The organism is Aliivibrio sifiae (assembly GCF_002954715.1).
GTDB classification, from domain to species: Bacteria; Pseudomonadota; Gammaproteobacteria; order Enterobacterales; family Vibrionaceae; genus Aliivibrio; species Aliivibrio sifiae.
The window spans coordinates 76,093-96,841 of the sequence record NZ_MSCP01000005.1; the positions used below are offsets into that span (position 1 = coordinate 76,093).

At 36.5% G+C, this 20,749-nt stretch carries 22 protein-coding genes and 3 pseudogenes; 17 read left to right on the forward strand and 8 right to left on the reverse strand.

From position 1 onward, the window contains the following. Positions 1 to 58: 58 nt before the first annotated feature. From BTO23_RS21045 to BTO23_RS21055, 3 genes are all read right to left on the reverse strand, one after another. Positions 59 to 694, reverse strand: coding sequence for a recombinase family protein (locus BTO23_RS21045; RefSeq protein ID WP_105064509.1), 636 nt, complete (start codon positions 692 to 694; stop codon positions 59 to 61). Positions 695 to 1,160: 466 nt separating this feature from the next. Then, entirely contained in the window at positions 1,161 to 2,438 is a 1,278-nt protein-coding gene (locus BTO23_RS21050; RefSeq protein WP_105064510.1) for an LlaJI family restriction endonuclease, read from the reverse strand. Then, positions 2,422 to 3,819 carry an AAA family ATPase gene (locus BTO23_RS21055; protein ID WP_105064511.1) on the reverse strand — a complete coding sequence of 466 codons (1,398 nt, stop codon included), beginning with the start codon at positions 3,817 to 3,819 and terminating at the stop codon, positions 2,422 to 2,424. The genes BTO23_RS21050 and BTO23_RS21055 overlap by 17 nt, the downstream gene beginning before the upstream one ends. Before the next feature lie 71 nt (positions 3,820 to 3,890). On the opposite strand from BTO23_RS21055, the gene BTO23_RS21060 reads away from it, so the two are divergent. From BTO23_RS21060 to BTO23_RS21075, 4 genes are all read left to right on the forward strand, one after another. Continuing rightward, positions 3,891 to 5,216, forward strand: coding sequence for a DNA cytosine methyltransferase (locus BTO23_RS21060; RefSeq protein ID WP_105064512.1), 1,326 nt, complete (start codon positions 3,891 to 3,893; stop codon positions 5,214 to 5,216). 126 nt (positions 5,217 to 5,342) lie between these two features. Beyond that, on the forward strand, positions 5,343 to 5,540 hold the full coding sequence (locus BTO23_RS21065; protein ID WP_105064513.1) for a hypothetical protein: 198 nt from the start codon (positions 5,343 to 5,345) through the stop codon (positions 5,538 to 5,540). Then, positions 5,540 to 5,767, forward strand: a complete 228-nt coding sequence (locus BTO23_RS21070) for a hypothetical protein (RefSeq protein ID WP_105064514.1) — start codon at positions 5,540 to 5,542, stop codon at positions 5,765 to 5,767. Before BTO23_RS21065 ends, BTO23_RS21070 begins: the two co-directional genes overlap by 1 nt. Before the next feature lie 43 nt (positions 5,768 to 5,810). Beyond that, complete coding sequence (locus BTO23_RS21075; RefSeq protein WP_105064515.1) at positions 5,811 to 6,125, forward strand: hypothetical protein; 315 nt, start codon at positions 5,811 to 5,813, stop codon at positions 6,123 to 6,125. A gap of 37 nt (positions 6,126 to 6,162) precedes the next feature. Here BTO23_RS21075 and BTO23_RS21080 read toward each other — a convergent pair whose 3' ends face one another. Then, positions 6,163 to 6,438 (reverse strand): HU family DNA-binding protein, encoded by a 276-nt coding sequence (locus tag BTO23_RS21080; RefSeq protein WP_105064516.1) that lies wholly within the window; start codon positions 6,436 to 6,438, stop codon positions 6,163 to 6,165. Positions 6,439 to 6,671: 233 nt separating this feature from the next. Here BTO23_RS21080 and BTO23_RS21085 point away from each other — a divergent pair, with 233 nt between their 5' ends. Then, on the forward strand, positions 6,672 to 7,487 hold the full coding sequence (locus BTO23_RS21085; RefSeq protein WP_105064517.1) for a competence protein CoiA family protein: 816 nt from the start codon (positions 6,672 to 6,674) through the stop codon (positions 7,485 to 7,487). A 15-nt stretch (positions 7,488 to 7,502) separates the two neighbouring features. Here BTO23_RS21085 and BTO23_RS21090 read toward each other — a convergent pair whose 3' ends face one another. Further along, on the reverse strand, positions 7,503 to 7,700 hold the full coding sequence (locus BTO23_RS21090) for a hypothetical protein (RefSeq protein WP_105064518.1): 198 nt from the start codon (positions 7,698 to 7,700) through the stop codon (positions 7,503 to 7,505). Positions 7,701 to 8,003: 303 nt separating this feature from the next. On the opposite strand from BTO23_RS21090, the gene BTO23_RS21100 reads away from it, so the two are divergent. From BTO23_RS21100 to BTO23_RS21110, 3 genes are read left to right on the forward strand one after another with little or no spacing between them, the layout of a single operon-like run. Further along, positions 8,004 to 8,747, forward strand: a complete 744-nt coding sequence (locus BTO23_RS21100) for a hypothetical protein (protein WP_105064519.1) — start codon at positions 8,004 to 8,006, stop codon at positions 8,745 to 8,747. A gap of 50 nt (positions 8,748 to 8,797) precedes the next feature. Then, positions 8,798 to 8,983, forward strand: coding sequence for a hypothetical protein (locus BTO23_RS21105; RefSeq protein ID WP_017086662.1), 186 nt, complete (start codon positions 8,798 to 8,800; stop codon positions 8,981 to 8,983). Positions 8,984 to 8,987: 4 nt separating this feature from the next. After that, a complete protein-coding gene (locus BTO23_RS21110; protein WP_105064520.1) occupies positions 8,988 to 9,332 on the forward strand; it encodes a hypothetical protein in 345 nt (114 codons plus the stop codon). A gap of 375 nt (positions 9,333 to 9,707) precedes the next feature. Here BTO23_RS21110 and BTO23_RS21115 read toward each other — a convergent pair whose 3' ends face one another. Continuing rightward, positions 9,708 to 9,944, reverse strand: a complete 237-nt coding sequence (locus tag BTO23_RS21115) for a DDE-type integrase/transposase/recombinase (protein ID WP_281260294.1) — start codon at positions 9,942 to 9,944, stop codon at positions 9,708 to 9,710. 295 nt (positions 9,945 to 10,239) lie between these two features. Here BTO23_RS21115 and BTO23_RS21120 point away from each other — a divergent pair, with 295 nt between their 5' ends. From BTO23_RS21120 to BTO23_RS21155, 8 genes and pseudogenes are all read left to right on the forward strand, one after another. Further along, a complete protein-coding gene (locus BTO23_RS21120; RefSeq protein ID WP_105064521.1) occupies positions 10,240 to 10,797 on the forward strand; it encodes a recombinase family protein in 558 nt (185 codons plus the stop codon). A gap of 45 nt (positions 10,798 to 10,842) precedes the next feature. After that, the gene (locus BTO23_RS21125; protein WP_105064522.1) at positions 10,843 to 13,896 is read left to right on the forward strand and encodes a Tn3 family transposase; all 3,054 of its coding nucleotides are present in this window, start codon (positions 10,843 to 10,845) and stop codon (positions 13,894 to 13,896) included. Between the two features lie 70 nt (positions 13,897 to 13,966). Then, positions 13,967 to 14,194, forward strand: a pseudogene (locus tag BTO23_RS21570) (DUF6404 family protein); the annotation flags it as partial. Further along, positions 14,181 to 14,760 (forward strand): annotated as a pseudogene (locus BTO23_RS21135) (IS6 family transposase). The pseudogenes BTO23_RS21570 and BTO23_RS21135, both read left to right, overlap by 14 nt. Before the next feature lie 418 nt (positions 14,761 to 15,178). Beyond that, positions 15,179 to 15,256, forward strand: a pseudogene (locus tag BTO23_RS21670) (IS6 family transposase); the annotation flags it as partial. Positions 15,257 to 15,501: 245 nt separating this feature from the next. Then, positions 15,502 to 16,683 carry a DUF3440 domain-containing protein gene (locus BTO23_RS21145; RefSeq protein WP_105064524.1) on the forward strand — a complete coding sequence of 394 codons (1,182 nt, stop codon included), beginning with the start codon at positions 15,502 to 15,504 and terminating at the stop codon, positions 16,681 to 16,683. Between the two features lies 1 nt (position 16,684). Next, positions 16,685 to 17,305: an IbrB-like domain-containing protein gene (locus tag BTO23_RS21150; RefSeq protein WP_105064525.1), complete on the forward strand. Its 621-nt coding sequence runs from the start codon at positions 16,685 to 16,687 to the stop codon at positions 17,303 to 17,305. A gap of 179 nt (positions 17,306 to 17,484) precedes the next feature. Beyond that, a complete protein-coding gene (locus BTO23_RS21155; RefSeq protein ID WP_105064526.1) occupies positions 17,485 to 17,931 on the forward strand; it encodes a regulatory protein RecX in 447 nt (148 codons plus the stop codon). Positions 17,932 to 18,055: 124 nt separating this feature from the next. Here BTO23_RS21155 and groL read toward each other — a convergent pair whose 3' ends face one another. Then, positions 18,056 to 19,675, reverse strand: a complete 1,620-nt coding sequence (groL, locus tag BTO23_RS21160) for a chaperonin GroEL (RefSeq protein ID WP_105064527.1) — start codon at positions 19,673 to 19,675, stop codon at positions 18,056 to 18,058. An 83-nt stretch (positions 19,676 to 19,758) separates the two neighbouring features. Next, complete coding sequence (locus BTO23_RS21165) at positions 19,759 to 20,049, reverse strand: co-chaperone GroES (protein ID WP_105064528.1); 291 nt, start codon at positions 20,047 to 20,049, stop codon at positions 19,759 to 19,761. A 197-nt stretch (positions 20,050 to 20,246) separates the two neighbouring features. On the opposite strand from BTO23_RS21165, the gene BTO23_RS21170 reads away from it, so the two are divergent. Then, the coding region (locus BTO23_RS21170) for an IS6 family transposase (RefSeq protein ID WP_105064529.1) at positions 20,247 to 20,749 on the forward strand (503 nt) is incomplete at its 3' end.

Here is a 20,749-nt window from a genome sequence, read left to right on the forward strand (position 1 = left end):
AGCCTTACTATTGACTCATTATTATTCCTTTACTAATTTCCAAACCCAATTTATTAAACTAAATTGGGTCAATTTTTTCTTTATATTGCTTAACAATTCTAATCACCGTTCTTGCAGAAACACCGACTAGTTTAGCGGTAGAATTAATACTCAATTCATTATGGACACGAAGCTGAATTATCTTCTCATGCATATCTAAATCCGGTCGTCGTCCTTTAAATTTACCTTCCTCTTGGGCTTTATCAATCCCTTGAGCCTGGCGTCTTCTTCTATCCTGATAATCTTTTCGAGCGATGGCAGCAAGCATGTCTAACATCATATTATTGATAGCTCTAAACATTGCCGATGTAAAGTCATCACTTTGGTGCTTCATTAATACAGCATGGCTGGTTGGTAAATCCAAGCTAATCACTTTTAATTGTTTTTTATTTATTAATTCTTTAAGTATCTCCCAATCCTCATCATTAAGACGTGAAAGCCTATCAACTTGCTCTATCAAGATCGCATCACCTTTTTCTGCATCTTGAAGCAATCGCATTAATTCAGGTCTTTGCAGTGAGGCACCTGAAACATTTTCAATGTACCACCCCGCTATTCGAGCACCTTTATCTTCAACAAAGGTCTTTAAGCTGTCTTGTGCTCTTTTTGCATCTTGCTCTTTGGTTGACGCTCTTAGATAGCCAAATATGTACATGAATTGAGCCTAGGTGCCATTAAAGTAATGATCTAATATTACATGACAAAAAGGTTATGACAAAGAGATAAAGAAGGCAAAATATATGCAGTGACTTTTATCTATACCCTAATGTCACTGGCTAATGCAGAATTGCTTAAAATAGAAGTTACAGAGTGATTACTGAGTGAACCGGCTCGAGAATTTATTACCTTGCTAAATCATTCTTAAAGTGTAACTTTCAACGGTGTTTTAGGGAATATTGATGTGATTTATATCTGAAAAGTGGTACTACGTGGATTATGAGCTGTTTAATGGTTGTATTAATCGCCCTGACTCGCCTCTGTTACATCTCAAGCCAGTAAATCGATATTTTTAATTACATAGAAAATCGGCCATTTTATGGTAGAATAACATGGCCGATTTAAAGTAAATTAATGTTAAAACATTAATTATAAAAGCCACCTAATAAGGTGGCTTTTTTTTATTAAGTACTTAGAAATATCTCGGAAGATAATAGTTCAAGCTTAGTATTTTTCACATAAGCACTTATTAATTCCATTGGGGACTGATAGTGGCAGTAAATAGGTTCATATTGACTTAAACAATCATTAATAGCTTCGATTTTCTTATTTCTTTTTCCTATATGTGCTGATTTTAATTCAGCTAGATCTCCAGGAAAAACAAAGTGATTAGAAATTTTGGCATCTTCACCTTCTAATATAGAAACAGCTTGTTGATAAAATAATTGTTTAACTATATCTGGCCAACCAGGAGCGGTTTGAGGCGATTTTGCATCGTAATATTTTGCATCTATTACAGCAAATCGTTTCTCATTTCCTTTTTGAATAACTGTATCTGTCCGTTGGCCTTTTTTAGACACGGCTACAAATTCATTATTATTAGTTTGGTAGTAAGGTATAGGAAGTTTATGATTAACAACATATTTACCAACTAAACATTCATCAAGCATAGCTTCCCATACCGAATGAAACTTTCTAACACCAATTAAAATATCACTCGATGTTTGTCCTTTTTTATCCTTAATATATTGGATTAATCCTTTTATTAGAAATATATCTCTTTCAGAGTAGCTTAATCGTAATTCTCGTTCTAAATATTTTATTTGTTGTTTTTTTTCACCAAGAGGTTTTTCTAAGCGTTCTAATTCCTCGTCTATAATATTTTGTTTTCCAAGCAATAAAAAACCATAGTGACTTAGTAGCTCACGAATGACTTGAGCATGAATTTTTGCAGTTTCACAATTAGTTATATAACGTGAACGAGAAGTAATTAAGTCTAAATAAATTGGTTTTCCATTTGATGGATATGGGGTATTACGTGCAATAGTTCGAGGCCAGTTTACTTTACCAGAGTTAATGGTATGTTCTTTTACTCTACGAGCATACAACCCATTTAGTTGATAATCATTAAATAGATTTACTATCAATGAAAAGGCACGCCCACCAATAAAATGGTCTCCATTTTCTTGATCGTTAAGGCCGCTTTCTTTGGTTTGAAAGTATTTATGTAACGCTTGTAGTAAATAATAACCGGACTCTGCTTCTTTTCCTTCATTGATACCATGATTTCTAGGGAGGAAAACAGCAATATTATCATCATATGAAATCACCCCACAGAAGTAAATTTTAAACATGTCAGGGGCAACTAAACCGTGAGAGCGCAATGCTTCCACGATTTCATGAGGAATGCTGTTAATAAAGCTTCGATCAGAAAAATATTTGATATTATTCTTCTGTTTCACTTTCGGCCTCGATCACTTCTTCACATTTTATTCCTTTCTCTTCAATAGAGTCAGAAATTTGTTTATTAAAAATAGCTTTATCTTTGTTAAAAGCACTCGATAATCGACCAAATGTTTTATAAGAGGCTGAAAAAATCTTTTCATGTCCAAAGTTACGTAGAACATCATCCCAAAGATAAACAAATAATTTTCCACTTAACGTAGCTTTCGCGATTTCACTATTAACAATTTCTTCTGAGGTTAAGAAGAACGGGCCTAATAATCGGTCTTCAGGAATAGAGCAATCAATTAACGTATCATTAATTATTTGTGCGAAATTGGACCAAGAAATATTGAACTTACCATTTGAGGTTGTAATACAAAATGTACCTTGAGGAACGGCATCATTGTTAAAATCAATTTCTATATATTTGAAACTCCAACGACGTTTAAAAGCGGTATCCATTGGCATAACTGCTTGATCACTGCTATTCATTGTTGCTAATAAGGATAAATTAGATGGAATGTTCAATTGTAGAATTTTGTTATCCAGAGATAACTTACTATTAATGTAATCCAACATATCTAAATCAGTTGCATCAATAGCATACTTGCTAGCACCATCTTGACGATCAAGTAATTGAAATAACTCTCCAAATACAGCCGCCGCAGAAGCTCTATTTATTTCTTCTATAACTAAATACACGTGTTCAGAAGGCGCTTCATAAGCCTTAATTAAAGCATTGGTGAATGGCCCTGGTCTGAATTGATAAGTGATCGTATCCTTTTCCATTTTAGGCTTGAGAGAGCCAACAAAATCACTGTATTGAGTGTCAGGGTGAAAAACAGTTACTACTTTATGAGCACCTTTTGTTTCTTCATCAATAGTATGACTTTTCCCTGTACCAGGAGCGCCATAATAAATAATATTACTAGCCAAAATATCAGAACGATAGTGTATAGCTAAGCTAATTTCTGGTTGTTGAGATTGAAGGTATTCAATAGCTGTACTTAAATAGCTGTCCGTTAAGGGCATTGACCTTTCAGTATAGTTTTGTAGTTTATTTGTAATACAAATTACCTTATTAATTAAACAATATAAAGGTAGTGTTTGTACCGTAGATAGTGCGTTTACTACAGGATCTTTAATATAAGAAGAAAACTTATCTCGCCAAGGTTTTTCAATGTATTCAACACCGTTTATAAAGTGAGGTAATTCGGACTTTATATCACCTAAAACACCAATAAGTTGTAATAATGTCACTGAAAAGTATTTAGGTATACCTCCTTTTCCTGTGTTGGAGAATATCAAACTTGGAGAGATAGGCGAGCACTCAATACTCATGTTACTTTGTAGTTCTGAGCATTTAATAACAAAACTATTTAACGAACCTTCAAACATAAAACCAACCATTGCATGTAATTATACACAGTGCTATTATTCCCGGGACTAAAACCGGATAAGTAGCCAGTATGACAAATAAAAACCTAGATAAAGCTGAATATATCAGAAAGTTAAGAAAAAAACTTTGCCTTCGTCCTACAGAGATGGCAAATCTACTAGGAATGAATGCAGCAGGGGAGCGAACTATCCGTGGGTGGGAAAAAGAAGAGCATGAACCCACACCAGCAAAATGGAAGGCAATTCTCGATCTTGAAAGTACTTTACAAGCTCATTATGACAATGCGCCATTTAAACAAAAATCGTTAGAACAGTCAGAATTTACTTTTATTGATCTTTTTGCAGGTATCGGTGGTATACGTTTACCATTCCAAAAATTGGGCGGACACTGCATATTTACATCTGAATGGGATAAGTTTGCTCAAAAAACCTATTTAACCAATTATGGGGAAATGCCTCGTGGGGATATAACTCAAATATCAGCTAGTGAAATTCCTAACCACGACATTTTATTAGGTGGTTTTCCATGTCAAACTTTCTCTCAAGCAGGCTTAGGTAAAGGATTTAGTGATACTCGCGGAACGATGTTTTTTGAGCTACAGAGAATTTTAACTGAAAAAAAACCAAAAGCTTTCTTACTGGAAAATGTAAAGCAGTTACAAGGCCATGATAAAGGTAGAACACTAAAAACGATAACTGATATTTTACAAGGTAAGTACAAACAAAATATTCCAGAAGATGTACCAATTAGCGCAGAAGCTCGACACGCCTTATCTGAAAAATTAAATTATTGGGTTGATTTTAAAGTATTAAGGGCGGGGGATTTTGGTGTACCTCAAAACCGTGAACGAATATTCATAGTTGGTTTTGATAAAAATCAATTTCCAAATATTGATTTTGATAGTGCATTTAATTGGCCAACACCACCAAAAACATCAACTAAAGTCGGTGATATTCTTCAAACACAAGAAGAATTAAGCATCGATGAAAAAGCGCATAATAAAGATAGATTTACAATTTCAGATAAACTTTGGGCTGGGCATCAAAAACGTAAAGAGATGCATAAAACAAAAGGTAATGGTTTTGGCTACTCATTATTTACTCCTGAAAGCGTATATACAAATACAATCAGTGCTCGTTACTACAAAGATGGTTCTGAAATACTAATTGATCAGCAACAAATCAATAAGAACCCTCGAAAATTAACACCAAGAGAGTGCGCTCGATTACAAGGTTTTCCTGATAATTACATTGTAGATGCAGTCTCTCAGGGACAGATTTACAAGCAATTTGGTAACTCCGTTTGTATGAAAGTTATTTATTCTGTTGCTGAGCAAATAGTTACAACACTTGAATATGCAAATCAAACAACGATTAAAAATTTAAAAGCAAGTTAGGCATAATTTACATATGTAAGTATATAACAATTACAAACGCAAGCATTTGCAAATGCTTGCGTTTGTAAACTATGGTGTTACAATGTAATTGTTAAATATATTTATCAATTACGTAGGTTATTTATTATGAGTTCAAAATGGTCAATCGCAGAGCAGTTAATGATAAAAGCAAAAATTAATGAACTAGGTGCTTTTGAAATGTCAGTGGATTTAGCTGTATCAATTAGCGAACATCACAGTTATTCATCTTATCGATTTGAAGATGACAGTGAGCTAAGAATATCAATATCCGATGAGCATGAAATAACAATGGTGTTAGTTTAATGAAGCTGCATGACTACTTAGTCGAGAAGTATAACTATGGAAAGCAGAGAGGGGCTTTAGTTAAGGCTACGTTAGATATTAACTCTGCTAATGATGGGATTGATTTTAAATCTCAACAGCTTAGTAATATGTTAAGGGCTGGCGATTGGTACATTGTTACAGTTGATGGAAAGCTAAGAGCATTTAAGCTTTCTCAAACTAAAATACTGACTAAGTCTACTGATTAGTATTATTTTATGACCATTTTGAATTACGTATGTCGAGGTACTTATGAGCTATAAAGACGATTTTGGCTTTGATTTCGAGTTAGGCTTTGATTTATCAATGCACCCTTATTTACATGATAAAAGTTATAGTAACGATGATTGTCCTAGCTTTTATTTCTGTAAGGGTAGCCAATATTATATTTTTTGGGTTGATTTTTTTGATAAAAATAAGCGTGAGAATGAAAACACATTTAGATATACGCTCCAGTTAGCTGATAATGAAGGAACTAGCCATGAACCTGAAGTGTACGCAAATAATGGTGATATTGTGTTTGAAAATGAAATTCTAACTGTGCAAGATATTCGAGATCTAATCTAAATTAGGACGGGGGAAACTAACCCCCGTCCTAATTATGTTATGGGTTTAGTTCTTCTTTTAATGCCTTTCCTGCTTTAAATACCGGTGCATTACTCGCGGCAATTTGAATCGTATCACCCGTTTTAGGATTTCGACCTTCGCGAGCCGCTCGTGGATTGACTTTGAATGTGCCAAACCCAATCAACGTGACTTCTTCACCGTCTTTTAACGCATTAGTAATGATCTCTACGGTGGCATTTAACGCCGCGATTGCTTCTTGTTGTGATAAGTCGGCGGTATCTGCAATGTGTGCGACTAACTCTTTTTTGTTCATACTTGTATTTCCTATCGGTAAATAAATGATTATTTGTATTCGATGGTCATCATCGTAAATGAAACCCATTTACTCTCAGTCAACATTGAGTAAAATCAGCCCATATTGTTGGTAGACAGAAGCAATTACTGTTAGTCGGGATTGGCTTCAAAGTATTATGAATAAACTCAATGATATACTCTAGATTATCATCTTATAGCTATAAGCCTTTAGTTAAATCAAGAGAGTACACCGTGTCGATTTTTGTGAAAATGCCATTCGCTCGAAGTAACGAAACTGGCAAAATTATTAGTATTACAGAAGCAAATAGAGGCAATGCGTGTAATTGTCGATGCTTATCCTGTAATACACCAGTAACAGCTAGAAAAGCGGATCGTACATGGCATTTTAGCCACAGAACGGACAAGACAAGTACAGATAATGAATGCTATTACTCGCCCGTAACCGCCATTGCTTTAATTATTCGTCAACAGTTACCTACCTTACAAGAATGTGATCTGGATGATTTTGCATTTGATGATATATCGTGGGAAATAGATATTAAAAAGCACGGAGTGCTAATAGGGGGTTATACAAAAGATCCTATTAGAAAACACACCGCCGCAATAGATATTCCATTTCCAGGCTCTAAAGCCTTTGATTCAGATTTACTAACTTCCGATATTGATATCATATTAACTATTGATACCACTACTATGGCTAATACCTTGTACGCAAAAGATACAAAACCAACATTACTAGGACCCGATGAAATATTTCAGAAATTACTAGAAAACTGGGAGCATTGGGTAACCATGTTACATAGCTCAAGCGTTGTTGAACATAATGAAGATGAGCGAAAAGAGACTGGTAAGATAGAAACGCAAACTGTAGAAAGTATTTACTTTAATAAGCCCCCTAAGCCCCAGGATCAAAATCTCCAATTATGTGCTTGTTGTCAAATTCAACCAAGTGCTTTAGGAGGTGGGATTCTTTGTAATGATTGCGTAAGAAAGCATGTTGGTACAACTTTCCAAAACTTAACTGAAATGGTGAAATCCTATAAGTGACTCATAGACTGGACCTTAAGAATTAAGAGAAATAATTATCCCATCTAAGCTGCTGCTTTGTTTGGATTTTCTTTGTTTTGTTCTTAAGGCATTTTTCGATAAATATTCAAGCGCCCACGTGATCTCATGATCTATTTCTTTCCAAGCCCGATGAGCAATAGCTTTAATAATAGGTAAAAACCAAATATCCACATTTTTAACTGATTTGAACACCGAGATTTTCACCTCACTGAAATAAGAGCCTTGAAACCACGTTAAGACTTATAGAGACAGACACTGTGAGTATGCTAGCAATTGCAGATATGGCTTTTTAAATATGCTAGACATATATGACGGGTGTATGTAGTGTGCTTTTATTAGCTACAAACAAGTGAGCCACCCTCGAAAGGGTGGCTCTTAAACTCGCTACCTGTTGTCAATACTGTTTCCAGCGGAAGAGGACAGGGCTATCACAACAAGAGGATTAACCTCAGTTGTGTCTAATAATACACAACCTTGATACAGAGGGCAAATAATTTGAATTTGGAAGAGATCAAGCAAGGACTTTCTACAGAAAAACTAGAGACCTATCGGCAGGTGCTCGACTGTAAATCTGATAGTGAGTTGATAGCCGTTTATATGGCGATGCAAAGTATAATGTCTCAGTTTTTCTCAGTAGTTCAGCTACTTGAAGTGACGTTGAGAAATTCAATCCATAAATCAGCAACAGAATGCTTTGAAGATGATGAATGGTATAAGCGAATTCCTCTAAGTCAAGAGTCTCGAAAACAAGTCGATTTTGCAGAACAGCAGTGTTTAAAGGATGTAGGCGCTCGATATACCAGTAACGATCTTGTTTCTCGATTACCGTTCGGATTTTGGGTTCACATGTTACACCGAGACTACAACAACCCTCGCAACAGAGATCATAACCTATGGCAAACACAGTTGGATAAGTGTTTCCCGAACGCTAGAGAGAAGAGAGTTAAACTCAATACATTATTTCAGAAAATGGGAGCATTAAATAAGTTCAGGAATCGTTTATTCCATCATGAGCCAGCATGGAAAGGTAGATCCACTCGAAACCGAGTTGATGCTATTGAGTTTCTTCTAAAAATGTTCAATGAGCACACGGACGCTATTTACTTACTATCCACTTCTAAACGAGAGCTTATAACAGTGTTAGGGTTTGAAGAGAAATTCAATCAAGAGTGTAATATCAAAAGCTTAGAACGTTTTGAGTCGTTGTTAGCTCCTGAGAATCGAAATACTGGTGATTAGTAAGCTAGACATATTTGACAGGTAATTAAATTGGAATATACTAGACATATATGACAGGTAGAAATATTACAGAGTTTCAACTTATAGCAAACGCTAAAGGTTGGAAGTTTGAAGAAATCGCAAAACGTTGGGGTAAGTCCGAACGCCAGTTATCACGGATAGCAAAGGCGGGTGAACAGCGTGACTTAGACGCTGTGAATGGCCTACCAAACAAAGACAACGAACAAAAGGGATAAAACGATGGGTAGAGCAAAACCAGTCACAATTGCAGGGCGTTTGTTTGAGAAACAAGGGGATGCTGTAAGCTATTTTACAGAGCAAAAGGAAGAAAGGTTAGCAAGTGGTCAAATTAAAGAGGGAGAGTTATACGATGCCCTTAAAGATGTGTACGAGCGATACTGTGACAACTCCCCTGGTTATGAACTTAATGGTCGATTGATCACTGCATTCAGTGTCGCCTATGAGAAGCGTCAGAACAATGGAGTTTGGGCTACATATGCTTGCTATAAAGTGCATTTTAGCAATGATGAAATTAGACCGTTCTCAATACCAAAAGCAGTGAGATCAGTAGCGAGTAATTCTTAAGGGAAAAGATGTTTTGGATTACATTTGCTATCTGTTTTGTCCTTGGTGGAGCAAGACAGGCATCAATAGAAGTCTTTCAAAAAACGAAAGGTGCGAAAAAGCTATATTTTTTGACTGCGAATGTTGTTTTTAGCGCGTTCATTGCGTGGCTAGTTACAGCAATTTTCGGCTAGGAATGGAAAAACAGTGCATGAGGATGGGGTTAATAGACCAGTCTATTGGTGGGTAGGTTACTTACCAAAGATAAGCCTTGCTAACCACTGGCGCAAATGGGCTACCTAGAAACCGCCAACCTCGATTTTGTTTTAACACATATTACGGGTCTGTTGCAACTAATCAGGTAAGGCAGATCGACCCTAGTGATGGGCTCAATGATTACTGGTAAACAACCTCAACATTGAAGAGGCGATTCATGAAGGCGGATCTCTCCCGCACAAGAGTTTTACGTTCATCATGACGTAACCAACAATCAAATTGCCCCTTGTTCAACATCCGTAATGATTCGAATCCTTGGATAGTTGACCAGGCTCGCTTTCGTATTTTAAACCCACCGGTGGCGACAACGAGTTTCTTTATTAGGGTTCTCTGACTAAAAGAACGGTTTGTCACCAGACTCCTCTGTAACCCTTGGTATCAAAGGGATACAACCAAAATATCGATTTTAAAACCCACCATTGCGCACTAGTTAACTCGCTGAATTTTAAGATAATTTATTTTCAAGATAATTCATAAAAATTATTCTTTTGAAAATCTATCTAGACCTTCTCACAAACGTTCGTTTGTGAGAACGATTCCCAGATCAATATCGATCATCTATTTTACTGGCTTTCATGTTCTCACAAACCCATCTTGAAATTAGATTATCATCTAAGTACTATTTAATGAGTTTTGATAATTTTGAGTGGTTATGCAAATAGGTTACGCACGAGTTTCGACTAAAGACCAAGAATTAGACTTACAAATTAACGCCCTTAATCACATTGGTTGCGAAAAAATTTACCAGGATCAAGCAAGTGGTTCAAATGCCGCTTCGCGTGAAGGGTTACAGTTGGCATTGAATGATCTTCGTCAGGGGGATTGTTTTGTAGTTTGGAAGCTGGACCGGCTTGGACGTAGCGTTAAAGACCTGATAACTATGGTGGGTCAATTTGAACAACGCGGGATCCACTTTAAAAGCCTAACTGATAATATCGATACTTCCACGCCAGCAGGTCGATTTTTTTTCCATATGATGGCCAGTTTAGCCCAAATGGAGCGAGAGTTACTTGTTGAGCGAACAAAAGCGGGTTTGGATGCTGCTCGCCAGCGGGGGCGAGTTGGTGGCCGTAAACGACGAATGACCAATTCTAAACTCCAATCAGCGAAACGACTTCTGGCTGATGGTATTCCGGTGAAAGATGTAGCCCAAGATTTAGGGATATCAGTGCCAACATTATATCGGTGGTTACCAGCATCTGAGCGTTAATCATTTTTTTCTTGTTTTTGCTCTTACTTTAGGTGGCTATCAGCTATGGCACGTCTTGCTATATTAACAAAGGATGAGATCGAATCGTTATACACGATTCCGACGCTCGATGATGAGGAGCGTAGCTTCCTCTTTAGTCTGGATGCTGATGATAAAAGGTACCTTGAACGATTAGGAAGCACACCAAGGAAGATTAACTACATCCTACAATTAGGTTACGGTCGAGCCGCTAATTATTTCTTTAAATTCAGCTTTCAACAACAAAAGCAAGATGTGGCTTTTATCTTACGCCACTACTTCCCTGGGAAGCCTTTCCCTAAAAAGCAAATATCCAAAAATTATCATTACGACAACCGCGCAGAAGTAATGAGCAGACTTAAGCTCGTGGCGCCAGACTCCGACTTTGAAGCCTGTCTGTTAAGAGAAGCCAAATCACTGGCTAAGCGACATGCTTTACCTAAATTTGTGCTGCAGGAATTGCTTGATTCTTGCCTGCATAAAAAGGTGATTAAACCTGCTTATTCTACTTTACAATATATGGTGTCTGAAGCACTTAGGTATGAGCAACAGCGCCTGACTAACAAGCTCTATACGGCAGCAGATAAACCATTGCGGGCCGCGCTAGATACGCTATTAGACAATGAAGATCTATTCTACAATCTTACGTTATTGAAAAGAGATCAAAAAAGTTTTAATACCACAGAAGTTAAGCGCTGTGTGGCAAAACAACAGATGCTGAAGGAGATCTACGCCGATTCACTGCGGTTAATACCTGATCTAGGGATCTCAGAGCAAAATATTATTTACTACGCCAATTTGGCCGAATTTTATACTATCCAAAAACTTAAACAATTAAAAAGTATCAATTTAGTTCGGCTCTATTTACTTTGCTATGCTCACCGCCGATTTCTAAAAATTAATGACCATTTGGTTACTAGCCTGAATTTTAAAGTGAACCTTTATACGGCTTCCGCCGATGAATACCAACGTGCAAAAGTTGATACTGTCGAAGCGGTAGATAAACTGATGAGAACCCAAGCTTGTGACGTGCTTGCGGTCAATATTAATCAAAAAATCCCGGATGAGAAGGTTCGAGAGCATGTTTTCTCAATCATTCCTCGATCGGATTATAAACAATTTTTAAGTGATTTTAAAAAGCCGAATTTAAACCGTGAGTATTACCGTTGGGAGCACTACGGCAAGTTGTCTTCAAAGATAAAAATGAACTTACGTCCGCTATTTAATGCCCTCGTATTTACTTGTGCCATTGATGAAATGTCAAAGTCTGTTGAATTCTTAAAGCAACACTTAGCTCATCATCATGCCTTCAAATCATATCGATATAACGATGTTCCTATGGGCTTCTTTCCAAAATCAGCCAGAAAATTCCTGACCTATAAAGCGCGTGATAACCATGGGAAAGTGCTAAAGAAAGTAGACGGTAATCGTTATGAATTTATGGTTTATCTGCAACTATTTAAAGGACTGGCTGATGGAACAGTGTTCGTTAAGGACAGTAATAGCTACCGAGCGCTTGAAGATGAATTAATTGATATCGAATACTGGACTAATCACAAGCATACGCTTCTCGCTGAACTTAATATGCCGCTTCTCTCCATGAATATCACAGCGTTATTAGACAGACTTGAGACACGTTTGGAGCAGAAATATATTGATGTTAATCAGCGGATAGAAACAGGAGAAAACACCACTCTAAAACTGCGATACAACAAACGAAGAGAGCGGATAAAATGGACGCTCCCCTATGTACGGTTTGATGACGGAATTAATAATCCTTTCTATGAAAAGTTACCAGTATCGGGGATCGGAGATGTTCTTCGGTTTGTCGATGAACAAACCGATTTTTTGGCGGCGTTTACTCACCTGCAGCCTAAATATGCTAAAAGCATTCCTGAAGCAGAAGTACTGAACGCCTGTATACTTGCCAATGCTACCGGTTTAGAAACCAAAAAGATGAAGGATATTAGTGATATAAAAGAAAAGGATCTGGATAACGTTAATAAAAACTTTCAACGTAGCCAAACTCTCTGTGCTGCCAGTGATGTGATTGTGAATCACACAGCCAAGCTACCTATATTTAATCAATATAATTTATCAGACTACGGGGTACACGCAAGTGTTGACGGGCAGAAGTTTACGACAAGATATAATACGATAAAATCACGTTATTCAAAAAAATACTTTGGAACGATGCGGGGCGTGGTTATGTACTCACTCAGTGCCAACCATATGCCTCTATGTTTAAAAGTTATCGGGGCTAATGAACATGAATCTCACTTCTTACTCGATATAGTAGAAAGTAACACCTCTGATGTAGAGGTTACAGCGGTTTCGGGTGATATGCATAGTATTAATCGGGTGAATTTTGCTCTGATGAACCTGTTTGGCTATAAATTTATGCCTAGATTTACCAAAATAGCAGAAACAGCTGACAGCAAATTGGTTGGATTCCATAAGGCATCTCACTACGAACAATATATTATCAAACCGAGTAAGCAAGTAGATAAATCCCTCATCATCAAAGAATGGGACAACATACTTAGGATCTTAGTGTCGTTGGCCTTAAAGCAAACGACGCAAAGCCAGATTGTTCGTAAGTTATCGTCTTTTAAAACCAATCCAACACTTAAGGCGCTTATCGCCTTAGATCAAATTATGATGTCTGATTATTTGCTGGACTACATTGATAGCCAAGAAATGCGAACGGTGGTGCAATCTTCTCTATGTCGTGGTGAGTCTTATCATCAATTAAGTGCAACAATAACGAAAGTCAGCGGTGGTAAGTCCCTTAGAGGTAAAAATGAAATAGAATTGGATATTGCGGCAGAGTCGATCCGGCTAATAGCCAATGCAGTGATTTTCTATAATGCGACTTTATTATCTCACCTTTATCAATTACATCTCGCAGAAGAACCAGAAAAAGCTAGTAAAATCAGTCGATTATCACCAGTTGCATGGCAGCACATTAGTTTCATTGGAAAGTATGAATTTTACAACCGAAAGGTTTCTATTAATATTCAAGAGGTTATCTATTCTCTGCTAAGCGATATTAAAATCGATTTTTTGGCTGCAGCCTAGTGATACCAAGGGTTACAGAGGAATTTGGTGACAAACCGTTCTTTTAGTCAGAGAACCCTTATTTGGTTCAGTTATGTGGGGTTTATTTATGTGGTTAATAGTTTGGCAATTCCAAGGATTCTCTATTTATCAGTTATATGCTTCCATCGTTTTTGGTGTTGCAACGGGTCTTCTTTTAGCAGTTAGTGTTTCAATGACTCAAAAAAGGTTAAATATATGGGGTTGTTGCAAAAAATTCAGTTTAACGTCAAGCTTCCACAATCCTTCATACTATTTCGTAGCCAATGACCAATTCTGAATTTAAATGGAAACACTTTGCACCAGAAATTATTCTTTGGTGTTTGCGTTGGTATGGTTCAACACCAATGAGTTACGCAAATCTCAGTGACATGCTCGCAGAGCGAGGCATATCGGTTAATCGCTCCACTATTTACCGTTGGTTTATTGAATACAAGCGCAATAAAGAAGCAGCCTACCAATTCCTTAAGCGTTGCTTAAGATATTACGACATAGATAACCAACCTAAAACGTTAAACACGGACAAACATTCCTCATACGCCAATGCTATTGCTCGACTAAAGAAAGAAGGACGACTACGAGAGGATGTCGAGCAGCGGCAAGTTAAATGCCTCAATAATGGCATTGAGTCAGATCATGCCCCCATTAAAAAATTGGTTGTGGCCACTGGTGGTTTCAAACTGAGGAAGCGAGCTTGGTCAACGATCCAAGGTATTTGAATCTTTACGAATGCTAAATAAGGGACAATTCGATTTCTGGTTGCGCAATGATAAACGTAAAACCGTAGTACGGGAGAGATCTGCCTTCATGAATCGATTATTCAATGTAGAGGTTGTTTTTCAATAAAAATGAGTCAATTGTAGGATTTATTTATCAACTTAGATTATTTGCAACAACCCCCCAACCGTAGATGGGGGGGAAATTATTCGTATCTAACCCAATTAAACCACTTCCGACTGGCCAATGTAGACAGCATGACTAGGATAGAACCGTCTTTTTGATGTCATTCTGAGTAAAAAACAAACAGATTGGGTATATCCAGAGAATTAGAAAGAATTGCTCTTATCGAATGTCCTTAAAGGACTGAAGATATGGCTCGATATTGTTGTTGCTCTCAACTTTTTAAATTTCTGTCCATCAAGCCCTTTCCATTTAAAGTCAGGATTGGTCATTGAGTCGCTAGATTAGATCGGGAAATAAAGGATTTTGAGCTGATACTAAATTTTTTGCAACAAACCCGTTTTTAGGTGTTTTAATGTTGTAATTAATCAAAGTTGTTGATATTAATTATCTTAATAAGATTGTTGAGCAAAGTCACCGTCCAATAAAGCAAAAAATGGTATAGGCATTAAGTTGGAAATCTGGAGCTTTAGCTACGATGGCAGTGCAAGAAACATGACGATAATTAAACGAGGGTAGATTATTGGAGATGACTTGTTGCCAGTCTAGAAACACTTTTACGCGCTTGCTGCATAATTGGAACTGAGATTTGGCACGCTTGTACTCAACCAAAACTTTGCGATAAAACCACTACCTTAGTATATATTACTATTAATTAATTTAATAATAATACAAGGAATTATTATTATGTCTAAAATCCCATTAAATCAAAACGTCTATGCAGCAGCAAAACAAAGGATAAATAATATATTAAATGATTTCCCTTACTTTTATGTTTCATTATCGGGAGGCAAAGATTCCGGAGTTCTGCTTAATTTAGTTATTGAAGAGGCGAAAAAACAAAGTAAATTGCCTATTGACGTACTTATTATTGATATGGAAGCTCAATTTAATCATACTATCTCTTATATACAGGATTGTGTTGAACGTGAAGAGGTAAATGCTTATTGGATATGTCTTCCTTTAAGTTTAAGGAATGCAAGCTCTCAACTACAACCCAAATGGACGTGCTGGGACAGAAATGTGTCACACTGGGTTAGGCCTTTGCCTTCTCACCCCTCAGTGATTAGTGATCATGCTTATTTTGATTTTTATAACTATGCAATGGAGTTTGAAGACTTTGTTGCAGGATTTAATCAATGGTATCAAGAAAAAAAAGGAGGACTTTGTGCTGCCTTTGTTGGTATTAGAGCTGATGAATCATTAAATCGCTATAAAACTATAAAAAATGTAAAAAAATCTCATTTTAAAGACTATTTCTGGACAACAAAAGAATGCGATTGTGTTTATAAAGCTTATCCAATATATGATTGGAAAACTGAAGATATTTGGACGGCTAATGGAAGGTTCAATTGGAGCTATAATAAAATTTATGATTTAATGTATCTAGCTGGAGTTCCCTTATCTCAACAGCGTTTATGTCAACCTTATGGTGATGATCAAAAAAAAGGTTTGTGGCTATTTCATGTTTTAGAGCCTAAAACATGGGAAAAAATAGTATCTCGAGTTGAAGGGTGTCAATTTGGGGCTCGATATAGTAAAAAACAGGGACATATCATAGGTTATTATAAATTTAATTTACCACCAGAACATACTTATAGAAGTTACAGTAAATTTCTTTTAAATTCAATGCCTAACAGTTTATCTAAACACTATAAAAGTAAAATAATTAAGTTTATTTTATGGTGGAGAAAACAAGGCTATCATCATATTCCAGATTTTGATGATAAAAAACTGGAATCTCAGAGAAAGGTTCCAAGTTGGAGACGCATATGCAAAGTTTTGATTAAAAACGACTATTGGTGTCGTGGTCTTTCATTTAGTCAAAATAAAAGACACATGAAAACAAAAGATAAAAAAAAGGTTTAATATGAAAAATTCTCTTTACAAAATTTCAGATTTGTTTGATAATTTAGCATTAGAAACATCTAACATCGAAGAAAAAGTTATTATTTATAATGATATTAGCTCTCGATTGTATCATTTCTTAGGCTTTCCCCATCCTGTATTAAACGTACAACTCATGCCATTAAATAATATAAAAGCTAATGATTACAACCCTAATGTTGTAGCTAGGCCTGAATATAAATTACTAAAACACTCCATTATTTCAGATGGTTTAACGTTACCAATTGTTGTTGGAAAAAACGTTAATAATGAATCTATCATTATTGATGGTTTTCATCGCACTAAAATAATTAAAGAGACAGCTGAGATAAAATCATCACTCCATTACTATATTCCAACAGTGTCTTTAGATAAAAAATATGAAGATAGAATAGCGTCAACAGTTAGACATAATGCAGCAAGAGGAATACACCAAGTAGAATTAACATCAGAATTAATTCGAAAATTAAAAGATTTTAATTGGGAAGATGAAATAATAGCAAAAGAAATCGGAATGGATATGGATGAAATATTGCGATTAAAACAAATTACAGGGTTAGCTGAGATTTTTTCTATAAATGAGTTTTCAAATGCATGGGAATGAATATAATATTTTTTTGTAAGTATTGATAATTATCGTTTTTGTGAACTACTCGCAAGTATTCTGTTTTTATATAAATATAAAATTATTTGATTTTTATATTATGATTAACTTAGGATTATTTTCTACATTATTGTTTAAAAAAAAGATAAAACATTAGTTAAAAATGGTGTAAGTATATTATGAATAAAGAAAAACTCTATGAGCAAGCTGTTATATTATTAGCAAAACGTGATTACTCCTCAGGTGAAATCAATCGACATTTAAAGCAAAATGCCCCCGATAAAGAAGCTGTAATTGATGCTGTTATGGAGCGTCTTATTTCTCATCATTATCTCGATGACTCAAGATTAATCGAAAAAGAAATAGCAAAGCAATTGAACAAAAAACATGGACTGATCCGGATCAAGCAAGAGCTAAAACAAAAAGAATTAGACTCACTTTTAATAGAACAAGCCTTAGAAGATTTAGACGTAGATTGGTTCGAGCTTGCAGAAGAGTTAAGAGTTAAAAAATTTGGTAATGAATTACCAAAAGATGAAAAAGAAAAAGCTAAACAAATACGTTATCTTCAATATAGAGGTTATTCCCTAAGCATTATTATTAATTTACTATCAAACAAATGCTAATTAAATAATTTTATTTAAATTATAAGTGTTTTATATTAGGGTGTAGGGTAGTAATCTTAAACACTGCTGCTGATAAAAAAGCCAAGGCTTTTAAATAGTTAGCCTTGGCTCTCTAATTATTTAATTACATTACTCCGTTCATATCAGGCATAGCTGGACCAGAATCTTGTGGCTTATCAGTGATCATCGCTTCTGTTGTGAGCATAAGACCCGCAACCGATGCCGCAAACTGAAGTGCAGAACGCGTTACTTTGGTTGGGTCAAGAATACCCATCTCGATCATGTCACCGTAAACGCCTGTTGCTGCGTTGTAACCGTAGTTACCTTCACCAGCGCGAACGTTGTTAGCAACCACTGAATCTTCTTCACCCGCATTCTTGGTAATTTGACGGATAGGTGCTTCCATTGCACGAAGTGCTACACGGATACCTACGTTTTGCTCTTCGTTATCGCCTTCAAGGCCAGCAACTTTAGATGCTGCGCGAATAAGTGCAACCCCTCCACCAGCAACAACACCTTCTTCAACTGCTGCACGAGTTGCATGAAGTGCATCTTCAACACGGTCTTTCTTCTCTTTCATTTCAACTTCAGTAGCAGCTCCCACTTTGATTACTGCAACACCGCCAACTAGTTTAGCTACACGCTCTTGAAATTTTTCTTTATCGTAATCAGACGTTGCGTCTTCGATTTGTTGACGAATTTGAGTAACACGGTCAGAGATAATTGTCTCTTCACCAGAACCATCGATGATAGTTGTTTTTTCTTTTGTGATAGTTACACATTTAGCTTGGCCAAGATCTTTAAGAACGACTTTTTCAAGCTCTAGACCAATCTCTTCTGAGATTACAGAACCTGCAGTTAGAACCGCGATATCTTGTAGCATTGCTTTACGATGCTCTCCAAAACCAGGCGCTTTAACCGCAGCAACTTTAACGATACCACGCATGTTGTTCACAACAAGAGTAGCCAGCGCTTCGCCTTCAACATCTTCAGCGATGATAAGAAGAGGACGAGATGCTTTCGCAACCGCTTCGAGAGTTGGAAGTAATTCACGAATATTTGATACTTTTTTATCAATAAGCAAGATGAATGGGGTGTCTAGCTCCACTAAGCCCGTTTCTTGGTTGTTTACGAAATATGGAGATAGGTAACCACGGTCAAACTGCATACCTTCAACAACATCTAGTTCGTCTTGAAGAGCTTGACCTTCTTCAACAGTGATAACGCCATCACGACCTACTTTTTCCATTGCTTCAGCAATAAGATTACCAGCAGTAGAGTCAGAGTTTGCAGATATAGTGCCTACTTGTGCGATAGCTTTTGTATCAGCACATGGTATAGATAGCTCTTTAAGTGCTTCAACTGCAGCAACAACTGCTTTGTCGATACCACGCTTAAGATCCATTGGGTTCATACCCGCAGCAACGGCTTTTAGGCCTTCAGCAATGATAGCTTGAGCAAGAACTGTCGCAGTTGTTGTTCCGTCGCCCGCCGCGTCATTCGCTTGTGAAGCCACTTCTTTAACCATTTGTGCGCCCATGTTTTGGAACTTGTCTTCAAGCTCGATTTCACGTGCAACAGAAACACCATCTTTAGTGATTGTTGGTGCGCCAAATGATTTATCTAAAACAACGTTACGGCCTTTAGGACCTAATGTTACTTTTACAGCGTCAGCCAGAACGTTTACACCTTCTAGCATTTTGATTCGTGCGTCGTTACCAAATTTAACGTTTTTAACAGCCATTTTTATTATCCTTTTAAAAATTTTATTTAACTAATAAATTCAAAAAATGAATTACTCAATGAGTGCTATTTTTAATAGTCTTACTATTCGAGAATCGCTATTATGTCATTTTCAGACATGATTAGAACTTCTTTACCGTCAATTTTTTCAATGTTAATATCGTAACCTTCAGAAAAAATAATGAGTTCTCCTACTTTTACGTCTAAAGGTTGAACTGTACCGTTTTCTAAAATACGGCCTTTTCCAACAGCTAAAATTTTACCGCGAGTGGATTTTTTGGCTGCAGAACCTGTTAGTGCAATACCTCCATCAGATTTTGATTCAATCTCCTGGCGTTCAACAATCACACGGTCATGTAAAGGACGGATATTCATTGCTTGTCTCTCCTGATAATTTGTCATAAAAAAGATGTCATAATATGACATCTTTTTTTATAATATATTTAAGGTGAGGATTTCAAGAGGGAGAAAGAAAAAATTTAAAAAAGACGAATAAAAAGCAGAGCGCTTGGGACTGTTGCAAAAAATGCAGTATCGCCTCAAAATTCTTTCTCATCTAATTTTGTAATTCTATGACTAACCCTAACTTCAAATGGAAACACTTTGCTCCTGAAATTATCCTTTGGTGTTTACGTTGGTATGGTTCGACACCAATGAGTTACGCAAATCTCAGTGATATGCTCGCAGAGCAAGGTATCTCGGTTAATAGTTCTACTATCTATCGTTGGTTTATTGAATATTCCCCTAAATTACGTAAAAAGTTACGTCGTAATTATCAATTCATCCAAACTGATAGCTCCTGGCAACTCGATGAAACTTACGTAAAAGTAAAGGGAAAATGGAATTACCTGTATCGAGCTATCAATAAACAGGGGGGGGAAACCTTAGACTTTTATTTCTCTCACAAGAGAAATAAAGAAGCGGCTTATCAATGCATTAAACGTTGTTTAAGATATTATGGTCAAGAACAACACCCCAAAACATTAAATACAGATAAACATTCTTCATACGCGAATGCCATTGCCCGTTTGAATAAAGAAGGACGACTACGAACGGATGTCGAGCAGCGGCAGGT